Annotated in this window: 13 protein-coding genes; 8 read left to right on the forward strand and 5 right to left on the reverse strand. The window is 36.7% G+C overall.

Annotation, left to right across the window (positions count from 1 at the left end; all coding sequences use genetic code 11):
- Positions 1-754, forward strand: a 754-nt coding sequence (locus AC1DG9_RS16665) for an MFS transporter (RefSeq protein WP_477634916.1), incomplete at its 5' end; no start/stop codon positions are given.
- Between the two features lie 107 nt (positions 755-861).
- Positions 862-2172 carry a DEAD/DEAH box helicase gene (locus AC1DG9_RS16670; RefSeq protein ID WP_172661024.1) on the forward strand — a complete coding sequence of 437 codons (1311 nt, stop codon included), beginning with the start codon at positions 862-864 and terminating at the stop codon, positions 2170-2172.
- Positions 2173-2451: 279 nt separating this feature from the next.
- On the opposite strand, the gene AC1DG9_RS16675 is transcribed toward AC1DG9_RS16670, so the two are convergent.
- The 3 genes from AC1DG9_RS16675 to AC1DG9_RS16685 all read right to left on the reverse strand — a co-directional run bounded on the left by AC1DG9_RS16675 (position 2452) and on the right by AC1DG9_RS16685 (position 4433).
- Positions 2452-3183, reverse strand: coding sequence for an acyl-CoA desaturase (locus AC1DG9_RS16675; protein ID WP_048903852.1), 732 nt, complete (start codon positions 3181-3183; stop codon positions 2452-2454).
- A gap of 66 nt (positions 3184-3249) precedes the next feature.
- Positions 3250-3747, reverse strand: a complete 498-nt coding sequence (locus AC1DG9_RS16680; protein WP_337715874.1) for a cupin domain-containing protein — start codon at positions 3745-3747, stop codon at positions 3250-3252.
- 95 nt (positions 3748-3842) lie between these two features.
- Positions 3843-4433, reverse strand: a complete 591-nt coding sequence (locus AC1DG9_RS16685) for a hypothetical protein (protein WP_172661025.1) — start codon at positions 4431-4433, stop codon at positions 3843-3845.
- Positions 4434-4567: 134 nt separating this feature from the next.
- Between AC1DG9_RS16685 and AC1DG9_RS16690 the strand changes: the two genes are divergently transcribed.
- Positions 4568-4876 carry a hypothetical protein gene (locus AC1DG9_RS16690; protein ID WP_288879574.1) on the forward strand — a complete coding sequence of 103 codons (309 nt, stop codon included), beginning with the start codon at positions 4568-4570 and terminating at the stop codon, positions 4874-4876.
- Positions 4877-4982: 106 nt separating this feature from the next.
- The gene (locus AC1DG9_RS16695) at positions 4983-5483 is read left to right on the forward strand and encodes a DinB family protein (RefSeq protein ID WP_288879572.1); all 501 of its coding nucleotides are present in this window, start codon (positions 4983-4985) and stop codon (positions 5481-5483) included.
- Positions 5484-5576: 93 nt separating this feature from the next.
- On the opposite strand, the gene AC1DG9_RS16700 is transcribed toward AC1DG9_RS16695, so the two are convergent.
- Complete coding sequence (locus AC1DG9_RS16700; RefSeq protein WP_172661028.1) at positions 5577-5936, reverse strand: response regulator transcription factor; 360 nt, start codon at positions 5934-5936, stop codon at positions 5577-5579.
- A 99-nt stretch (positions 5937-6035) separates the two neighbouring features.
- Positions 6036-7355: a DUF3887 domain-containing protein gene (locus AC1DG9_RS16705; RefSeq protein WP_337715875.1), complete on the reverse strand. Its 1320-nt coding sequence runs from the start codon at positions 7353-7355 to the stop codon at positions 6036-6038.
- 157 nt (positions 7356-7512) lie between these two features.
- On the opposite strand from AC1DG9_RS16705, the gene AC1DG9_RS16710 reads away from it, so the two are divergent.
- The 4 genes from AC1DG9_RS16710 to AC1DG9_RS16725 all read left to right on the forward strand — a co-directional run.
- Complete coding sequence (locus tag AC1DG9_RS16710; RefSeq protein ID WP_172661030.1) at positions 7513-8193, forward strand: response regulator transcription factor; 681 nt, start codon at positions 7513-7515, stop codon at positions 8191-8193.
- 238 nt (positions 8194-8431) lie between these two features.
- Positions 8432-8926, forward strand: a complete 495-nt coding sequence (locus AC1DG9_RS16715; protein ID WP_172661031.1) for a hypothetical protein — start codon at positions 8432-8434, stop codon at positions 8924-8926.
- Between the two features lie 36 nt (positions 8927-8962).
- Positions 8963-9892, forward strand: a complete 930-nt coding sequence (locus AC1DG9_RS16720; protein WP_172661032.1) for a bestrophin family protein — start codon at positions 8963-8965, stop codon at positions 9890-9892.
- 377 nt (positions 9893-10269) lie between these two features.
- The coding region (locus AC1DG9_RS16725; protein WP_477634917.1) for an RNA polymerase sigma factor at positions 10270-10502 on the forward strand (233 nt) is incomplete at its 3' end.

Below are 10502 nucleotides of genomic sequence, written 5' to 3' on the forward strand. Positions count from 1 at the left end.
GCAATACACCATCTTTTGCCTCAGCATATTCTCTGGGCTGGTTATGATCTTACCGGTTATGTTTATAGATGAAAAAGAATATACCGATGCCAAACCAACGCATATCGAACTCATACCTGCACTTAAAAACACATTCAGAAACACCAATTTTAAGTATTACCTGATCTCTGATTTCACTTACTACATTGCCCTTAGTATCATTTCAAGTGGCCTGCTTTTCTTCGTTACCGTATTATTAGGTCTGCCGGATTCTGATGGCGGTAAATTTATGGGTACCATGGTAATTCTATCACTCTGCTTTTATCCCTTTATTAATTATGGAGCCAAAAGGTTTGGCAAAAAGCCCCTGGTACTAGTTGCATTTGCGATACTCAGCTTAATATTTGTCACCATTTATTTCTTAGGGCACCTGCCCTTTTCTCCTGCCGTCCAAATGTATATACTGGTAATATTTGCGTCTTTCCCTTTGGCGTCTTTAGGCATTTTACCTAATGCTATTTTAGCTGATATTGCTCAAAATGACACAAAAGAAACAGGAGAAAACCACGAAGGGATGTTTTTTGCCGTTAAATATCTCTTTGTAAAATTAGGCCAAACTATGGGAATAGCCATATTCGCTATGTTAACCGTATATGGTAAAGACCCTGGAAATGATTACGGGCTGCGTTTAAACGGGGTTGTTGGCTTTGTGCTTTGCGTCCTGGCCCTCCTGTTTTTTAGTCGTTTCAAAGAAAACAAAGCTTCTGATTTATAGCCACATAGCTATAAAACCGGGATATGAATAAAAGCCGGAAGTTTATATGTACCTTTGCAGCGAGGTGATATTCTTTTGCCTCTATTATACATTAAAATACAAATACATTGTTATTCGAAGAATTAAACCTGATTGAGCCAATTTTAAAAGCGCTGCAAACAGAAGGTTATACACAACCTACCCCAATACAAGAACAATCCATACCATCCATACTTCAAAACAGAGATCTGTTAGGGTGTGCACAAACCGGTACAGGTAAAACTGCCGCATTTGCTATCCCAATGTTACAGTTGCTTAGTAAACCTCACACCAATACGAAAATACATAAAGCGATAAAAGCATTGGTATTAACACCAACACGTGAGCTTGCCATACAAATTGAAGAGAGCTTTAAAGCTTATGGAAAAAACCTGCCTTTAAAACAACTGGTAATATTTGGTGGTGTTGGACAAAAAGCACAAACAGATGCGCTACACAGAGGTGTCGACATTCTTGTTGCTACTCCAGGAAGATTACTAGACCTGATGAATCAGGGCTTTATCAACCTGCGTGATATCGAGATCTTTGTTCTTGATGAAGCCGACAGAATGCTTGACATGGGTTTCATCCATGATGTAAAGAAGGTTATTGCTAAATTACCTGTTAAAAGACAGACTTTGTTTTTCTCGGCTACCATGCCAAAGGAAATCCAGACTTTAGCCAATACGATCCTTACAAATCCAATTAAGGTTGAGGTTACCCCTATTTCATCTACAGCAGAAAAGATTCAACAAGAGATCTTTTATGTAGAAAAAAACGACAAGAAAGATTTATTGCACCATATTTTAAAAGACAAAACCATTCAAACTGCATTGGTATTTTCTCGTACAAAACATGGTGCCGATCGCATCGTAAAAGACCTGATCAAAGTTGGTGTTAAAGCCGAAGCCATCCATGGTAATAAATCACAAAATGCCAGACAACGTGCATTAACCAATTTCAAAGCTAAAACCACACGTATATTGGTTGCTACTGATATTGCCGCACGGGGTATTGATGTTGATGAATTAACTCATGTAATCAACTACGAGCTGCCAAATATACCTGAGACTTATGTACACAGAATTGGCCGTACTGGTCGTGCAGGCTTAAGTGGTACTGCGCTATCATTTTGTGATTCGGAAGAGAAAGAATTTTTAGACGATATCGAGAAATTGATCGGCTTAAAAATACCTGTTACCGAAGATCACCCTTTTGCGATGAGCTGGCAAAGCCTGATGTCAGGTGCTGCTGCTGCAAAATCAAAAGGCAAAGCTAAGCCATCAAGAGGACAACGCCCCGAAAGAACAGAACGTCAGCCTAACTTAAGCGGTGCAAAAAGAACCCCAAGCAGTGGAAGCAGACGCTGGAGCGGCAACAACAAAAAGAAGTCAAATTAAATGATCTGTTTTCGGGTTGCATTAATTTGCGCTGAAGAAGCGCAAAAGAACGCTAGGCCCTCTTCCAGACATTGAATTTGTAGGAAAAAAATAAAAAAGGGCAGGATCTTCGAAAGAAGATCCTGCCCTTTTTTATGAGGTTTATCTTTTACATTGTTAATAACTATATCTAGTATTACTAACTCTAAAGGCTATTCTGATATCATTAATCACTACCATTTAGTGTAACCGTTCACAAGTGTTTGTAAAAGTTCACTGCCTTTCGTGCTTTTACTACTCTTAATTTGACTTTCTCAACTTAATAATCCTCATCCAGTGCATCACTTTCATGAGTGGATAAGTAGGATCAAACTCAAACCATTTTGAGGCAAAATTAGGGCTATTAGGTTTTTTGTGGTGGTTGTTCTGGAACAGCTCACCCAGCATCAGAAAATCAAGAGGCAAAGAGTTTTTGCTGTGATCATCATTATCATGATTGGAATAACCGTATTTATGTCCACACCAATTTACAATCGCACCATGAAGAGGTCCCATTAAAAAGTGTATTGGCAACAATAAAAACATCCACCATGCGGTAGCAAAAGTTACATAAAACCAAATGTAAAAGCTAATGAACACAAGACGTGTAATCCAGGAATCTCCTATCTTATCAATAAGTGGCCATGCAGGATAGTTATCACGAAACTGCTCTTCAGGCTCATGGTTATATTTTGAATAATTCAGATAAATGTTTTTTGTCTGAATCATCATGCCCCAAACATCTTTTACAAAATGTGGAGAGTGCGGGTCTTTTTCTGTATCACTAAAAGCATGGTGCATACGATGTAAAATCGCATACGCTCTTGGATTTAAGAAAGACGACCCTTGAGACAAAAAGGTAATTGCGTAAAAAAACTTCTCCCAAAAACCATTCATTTTAAACATCTTATGCGATGCATAACGGTGTAAAAAGAAGGTTTGAGAAAAAAGAGACAAAAACCAATGTGCCAGAAAAAATAATAAAATTATCATATAAGATATTAACGAGTATTATAGGTGTTTAGATACAATGATGTCATTAAATGACAGGAAGATGCATTATCTTCCGAAGTCGTCCTGAACCCTTACAATATCGCTCTCATCAGATGGCTTAGCTGGGTCTGTGTGTTGCCAGATTTCTGAAACAATACCCCAGTCTTCTAAACCTATTAAACGGTGTCTTTCACCTTGCTTTAATTTTATGCTTTGTCCGGGAGTTAATTGTTTTACTTCCCCCTGCTCATCGGTATCACTTGTGATCACACCAACAGTACCGTTAACTACTCTCCATATTTCAGCACGACGGTGGTGATATTGCCACGACAAACGTGTATTTGGAGCAACGATTAATATTTTAGGACTTAGTTTACCTGAAATTTTAAGATCATCAACATTTAAACCTTCAAAATAAACGTTTGCAAATTGCTGCGCCTGTTCTTCATCAATTACAAAAAAACCTCCCCACGGACGGGTCTCATCACGGTTAACTACATTAAATCCTTCAATCTTTAAGCGCTGTGCTACGCCTTCGAATATTTCTTTTTTCTGATCTGACATTTTATAAGTGGTATATTTTAAATCCCAAACTTACTTAAAACTGCTTAAGCTTTCATTAACAGAGACAAAAAAAATCAAAAAAACCAATAAAAGAGTTAATCTGTGAGCTTATCTATATCACCCAGATCAGTATTTAAGTCTATTATAAGATCGTATAACAGCGAAATATTTTTATCATCAGGATTTATCTTGCCTCTTAACAAATCCGAATACTTATCCAGAAACTCATCATACATATCCTCTGGTATTTCAACTTCATCAAGTTTAATTTGGCAAGTGGTATGATACAGCAGTTGCGAAATAGAAAAATAAACTGCGTTTAAATTGTAGAGCAGGTCTTTGTAACTTTTACTTTCCCAATCAATAATATAAGTATAGTAATTATCGGAAGCCAGCAGATTATACTCTTCATTTTCCATTACCTCCATTTCGTCAAGATTATTTATCAGAAAATAGGTTTTAGAACATTTTATTACCTTATCAATAGACCCAAGCAAAACGCGTACAACATCATCATCAACAGCCTCCAGCAGTTCAAAATCATCAGGTGAAATAGAATCGGGCTCAATCAGGCCTTTTAAATCCGATAGGTCCTTTTCATAAGCAATCATAAAGCCATTCTTGCAAAGCTCATTTATAATAAAACTCAATACATGTGGTACAAGTCCTTTAATGCTATCTTCCAAAATGCTAACTTTTAGATGCTATTCGTTGAAGTTAATTACTTCTCGACATATTACAAAATAAAAGATTATGTCCTATTTCAATTTTGTCAATCGTCTATACATAAAACAACTTTTAATTTAATTAACAGAACATCATGAAAATTGTCAAAGTAACTTATACTGTAAAGGCAGAATTTGCCAAAAAGAATCAGGAAAACGTAAACGAATTTATAACCGATTTAAGAAACATTAAAGATTCAGGCATTCGCTATTCATCATATCTTGCCGAAGATGGCAAAACATTTACGCATATTTCGATACATAAAAACGAAGCTGCCCAACAAAACCTGTTTAACCTGGAATCTTTTAAATCATTTCAAAAGGAAAGAGATCAAAGATTGGAAATTGAGCCGCACATCGATTTTTTGGAACTTGTGTCGTCATCTTTTGATATATTTAACTAGTCACATCGCCTTATCAACCGGTCGCAATACACCCTGTATATTGCCGTATCTGCACCTGTTATCAAAAGCTAAATGGATGTAACTTTAAGTTATAAAATCAAAACCCATGAAAACAGAAACCTTAAACAAAGTAACAGAAACAACAAACGAATTATTAAATGTCGTTTCCGCGCTATCAGAAGAGCAAATAAATAAAATCCCTTTTGAAGGTAGCTGGACTGCAGGGCAGGTTACAGATCACATCTCACAGTCCTTTGATGGGGTAATAAAAATAGTTAATGATAAAGCAGTACCAACCGAGAGGGCACCGGATAAAAAGGTAGAGCTCATTAAAGGTATATTTTTAGACTTTACGACTAAAATGAGTTCACCAGAGTTTGTGCTGCCCGCTCAGCCACCTCATAAAAAGGAGATATTGGTCGATAATCTAAAGTCCTTAACAAAACAGATGACTGATGCAATTAATAAACAGGACTTATCTTTTATCTATACAGATTTTGAGATTCCGGGATTTGGAAAATTCACAAGATTAGAGTGGATCAACTTTCTTATCTATCACATGCAAAGGCATACACATCAAATCAAAAACATACAGCAGCTGGTATAAAAAAGAAGAGGGCGGGTATCCTAAAGCAAAATGACATAAATAAAAAAGATGATCAACTTTGATCATCTTTTTTATTTATGTCTGTACTTATTATTACGCCAATTGCGAATTAATTCGTTTTACAATGTAATCAATATCAAATGGCTTACTGATGTAATCATTAGCCCCTGCATCTAAACTTTTTTGTTTATTCTGATCATTTGCAGACATCACTATAATTGGAATGTGTTTAGTAAAAGGATCACTTTTCAAATCACCACAAATGTCAGTACCATCGCCATCAGGTATCATTACATCTAAAATGAAAAGATCTGGCACACTGTCTTTTAATTTACTTTTAAGCTCAGTAAATGTAGAAGAAAGCTGTAATTCATACCCCTCATCTTTAAGGAGAACACCAATTATGTACCTTATATCTTCATCATCTTCAAGTATGTGTATTCTTTTTATCATAACGGATCTTATATTAATATGGTTTCCGCTAATGCTAGCAACAATATTGCCATATATGACAAAACTGCATATAAATGTTACTTATTAGTAAAAAATAACTTACGGTTTGGCTTTTATCCAGGTAGCGATATCTGTTATCAGTACATCAGAAACGCTTACAGGAGTTCTGTACTGCTCCATTGAGCCTTTTTCCGTTTGAGGACTTAAAAGGTGATTAAGTTCAGGATACAATTTTACCATAGCGCCTTTTTTCTTACCTATAGCAGTGTTCCATAAATTGTAATCAGTAGTTGAAACCTGAAAATCGTTTCCACCCTGTCCAACAAAAATACGCTGTTTTGCTAATTTCTTTGCCGCAGCAACCTGGTCGTTTACATTTATATCAACCCAGTAAGAAGCTGGCAAACCCAACAAAACAGAATCAGCCTTCATGGTTCCAAGCTTAGTTATTCTGGTTACCTCCAACTCCTTAATTACCGTATCAAGTGTTTTCTTGCCTGCTGCCGAGGTATCTTTTGAAAGGCCAAACATATATTTGTTTTGCTCAACCAARAGATCTGTAAACTTCCTTGCAGGCGCAGCAAGCATTATAATCCCATTTAAATCGGGCGCCAAAGTAGCTATTCTTGGTGCAATCATACCTCCAAGGCTATGTCCAAGCAAATAGATCTGTTTCTTGTTTACTGCAGGTAAAGTCTTTGCAAGTGCAATTGCGGCAAGCGCATCGTCCATCACTTCCTCTTTAACGGTAAAAGCCTTTCCAAACTCACCGGCATAAATCATTGTTCTTTTTACATAACGAATAGAAGCTATTCCTTTTGATGCCAAACCAAGCGCAATATCCTTTAACGGCTTATTAGGGCCAACAGTCTCATCCATATCGGCTGGTCCGGATCCATGAACCAGAACCACAACCGGGTAACTGGAAAGCTTTTTCGGCACAGTTAACATGCCAACCAAAGTATGTCCGGGTGTTTTAACATTTATTTCAGTTTCCTTATATAAGGTCGTATCTGCATAGGCCGGGAGTACGTAAGTAGCTGCTGTAGACTTTGGTTGAAGAAAAAAACCAACTATCTTTTCAGCTTTATTGAAGGCCAAAAGAAAATTTTGATCATCATTAGTAAATTTCCCTTCCATCGTAACCACAAAAAACTCTCCCTGGGTTTTACTGCTGATCACATCTAATGTTTCAATTTTACCAAGTTTCTCTGAAATTTGCGTCCATAGCTTTTTTAGATCCTCTTCAGGAACTTTCGCCTGAAAAGTACTATCAAGATATCCGTAAGCGTCTGTATACTTTTGGTCTTCCAAAAGCTTAAAGAAATCCTGTGAACGACCTAATAAATTTAACACACCCTGTGAGAACGCAGTTGTTGTAACAAACAACGCAAAGATTAATAGAATTACTTTCTTCATTTAAATAATAATAATTGATTTTCAGGTCTTTCGTTTAGAGACTTCAAACCAAAGCTAGCATTATTTAGTAAAAAATACTTTTAATGTAACTTTTTGCTCCTAAAATCTGTTTATTGACAGGAATATTATATTTTCCCCATTTGAGRAAACAAAGTATATGAAGATACTATTGATTGAAGATGAACCCGGTCTAATTTCTGTAATGGTTAGAGGATTAACGGAAGCCAATATGGAGGTAAGTGTTGCGGCCGACGGAACTACAGGATTAGAAATGGCAGTAAAGCACCAATTTGATCTGATTATTCTCGACATCATGCTCCCCGGCGTTAATGGGATACAAATTTGCAGGGAAGTGCGTAAAGTCAATAAAAACGTGAGCATCCTGATGCTAACAGCATTGGGCAGTACCGAAAATATAGTAACCGGATTAGACAGCGGAGCTGATGACTACGTTGTTAAACCATTCAAATTTGCTGAGCTGGAGGCCCGTATAAGATCGCTGGTAAGAAGGAGAAGTACACCAGGCGAGGCTGGAAACAGCATCCATATTGCCGACCTTGAATTGGATTTTAATTCCAAAACCGCCAAAAGAAACGATAAACCCATAAGTCTCACTGCAACAGAATATCGCTTGCTCGAATATTTTGTAAAGAATGCAAATAAAATACTTTCGCGGATACAGATTCTCGAAAATGTATGGGATATCGACTTCAATATGGGCACCAACGTGGTTGATGTTTATGTAAACTACCTCAGAAAGAAGATAGATAACGGGACCGGGCAAAAGCTTATCCATACCGTTTTTGGAATGGGTTATATATTAAAAGAAGAAGCTTAACGAGGTTAAATTCTAGTGCCAGTTTGCGGTGCCAAAGAAAATTTATACCCAAATTTCTAATCAAATTCTAATAAGTATAAAAAACCCATCAAACAGCCCACAAAAACACCCTATAAAACAACAACTTACACATATAATTAAATATGATTTTCTAATCAAATTCTAATTTACCTCTTATCCCCTTTTAATCATTGGGGCCTAGTATTGCAGTATAACATTAACCATTAATTATTTAGTTATGCAAACAATACTTATCCCCACCGATTTTAACCCTGCATCGGTAAACTGCATCCCAACGTTATGCAAACAATTACCTGAACAGGAATTGAACTTTATTTTTATCCATATGTTCAAACTTTCCGACAGAATGGGTGATCTTTTAATGCTTTCCCGAAGGAACAGGGAATACAAATATGTAAGTCAGGAATTTTATGATCAGTGCGAACTCATGAAACAGACTTACTCCTTAATTAAAGCAATTAAAATAGAGTTTTTTTATGGAAGTACAGTAGGCATGTTTCGCGATTACCTTGAAAACGCCGGAGTTAATCAAATTCTTGACCCCTCTTTTTGCTCCACCGGTAAACTGAACAGTAACAGCATTGACCCTGCTTTGTTAGTTCAGCGTTCGGGCACTCCTGTAATCCATATTAATACCAACACGCCTGTTGCCGAGCTTCCAAAAAGAAAGATCATACTGGAAGCCGAAACATTGGAAACATTGTTAGCCTAAACTTAACGGCTATTACTTCACCTAAAAATTAATCCTATGCTATTAAAAGAAAATATTCCTATTAGCTATATAGCCGGTAAGATTCGTAAAGAGATCATTCTTGTAAGTGCCTACGCTATTTTAATAGCAATTGTATATAATAACTTTCATTTCACAAGGATTTCCATTCCTATTGCCGTTCCCACTATACTGGGAACGGTAATCTCTCTGTTGCTTGCCTTTAAATCTAACCAGGCTTACGACCGCTGGTGGGAAGCAAGAACCATTTGGGGGGCAATTGTAAATGATACCAGAAGTTTAACCCGGCAGCTGCTCACTTTTGTAGATACTCCTTACAGCTCGGCCGACGGAAAAGCATTTTGCGAAAAAATGGCAAAAAGGCAAGTAGCATGGTGCTATGCACTTGGCAGACATTTAAGGCGTCAGGATATTATGCCAGGACTCGAAAAATTACTTTCCGAGGAAGATTACAATCATATTAAAAGTTGTAATAATATCCCATTGGCATTGCTGGAACTGCAGGGGTTTGATCTCCGAAATGCACACAAACTGGAATGGATCAATACCTACCAACAGGTGGAAATAGATAAAACATTAACGCGTTTTTCCAACCATATGGGAGGCTGTGAGAGAATTAAAAACACCATTTTTCCGGCAACTTACAGTGTATATATTCATTTCGCTTTAGTCCTTTTTATCATGTTACTGCCATTTGGCCTGATAGAATTCTTTGGCATTGTAGAAGTACCATTGGTGATTGCGATATCCTGCTCTTTTTTTCTGATAGAAAAAATGGCCATTCATCTTCAGGATCCTTTCGAGAACAAACCTACGGATACGCCAACTACTACAATTTCCAATAACATTGAACGTGATGTGAAACAAATGCTTAAAGAAAACTACAGGCAAGAGGAAAAGCACAATACTGATTTGCTGATAAAATCACAATTGTTTTATATTCTATAAAATCATAGGAACTCATTTCGTTTTTCTCTAGTGAAGAAAGGAAAACAGCATGCACTCAATCTTTGTTGATCATCGCTGTTTTYCTTTGCATTTCCAATTCCAACCGAGGCTAGTAGCAGGCATCAATCAAATTTTGCAGATACGTTGTATTTATGCTGCATAAATTTTGCTATTTTATTGTCTCACCAAAAGAATAGCAAAAGAGAAGCAAAACAATAGCAAAAGAAAATTGTATTATAAACTTATTTTTTATTACAAAAAGCTGGAGTTATTGTATAACAATAGACCTTACTTTAACATCATTTGAGGCAAACATATCCTGATATTTTTTCTTATTTTCGTTTTCTTACAACGTCTTTCTTCGAAAAGGTAGGTACATGGAATATAATCATCAGGGAATTACAAAAAACTGGAAGCTCCTGGTCGAGGGTGAGAAGCAGGGTCTTTACACCTGCTTCAATTTATTCTATGACGACCTCTATCGTTTTGGGATGTCGCTGTACCGAAATCCGGAATTGGTTAAAGAGAGCATCCAAAACTTGTTTATAGAGCTTTGGCAAATAAGGGATAAACTAAGCCATGTACAAAACATTCAGCAATATGTTTTTAC

The organism is Pedobacter sp. 05L430 (assembly GCF_056397585.1).

Excerpts from the sequence above, each read along its gene's own strand:
- AC1DG9_RS16720 (WP_172661032.1), top strand. The coding sequence starts at position 8,963 with ATGCTATTAAAAGAAAATATTCCTATTAGCTATATAGCCGGTAAGATT.
- AC1DG9_RS16680 (WP_337715874.1), bottom strand. The coding sequence starts at position 3,747 with ATGTCAGATCAGAAAAAAGAAATATTCGAAGGCGTAGCACAGCGCTTA.
- AC1DG9_RS16675 (WP_048903852.1), bottom strand. The coding sequence starts at position 3,183 with ATGATAATTTTATTATTTTTTCTGGCACATTGGTTTTTGTCTCTTTTT.
- AC1DG9_RS16715 (WP_172661031.1), top strand. The coding sequence starts at position 8,432 with ATGCAAACAATACTTATCCCCACCGATTTTAACCCTGCATCGGTAAAC.
- AC1DG9_RS16700 (WP_172661028.1), bottom strand. The coding sequence starts at position 5,936 with ATGATAAAAAGAATACACATACTTGAAGATGATGAAGATATAAGGTAC.
- AC1DG9_RS16690 (WP_288879574.1), top strand. The coding sequence starts at position 4,568 with ATGAAAATTGTCAAAGTAACTTATACTGTAAAGGCAGAATTTGCCAAA.
- AC1DG9_RS16710 (WP_172661030.1), top strand. The coding sequence starts at position 7,513 with ATGAAGATACTATTGATTGAAGATGAACCCGGTCTAATTTCTGTAATG.
- AC1DG9_RS16695 (WP_288879572.1), top strand. The coding sequence starts at position 4,983 with ATGAAAACAGAAACCTTAAACAAAGTAACAGAAACAACAAACGAATTA.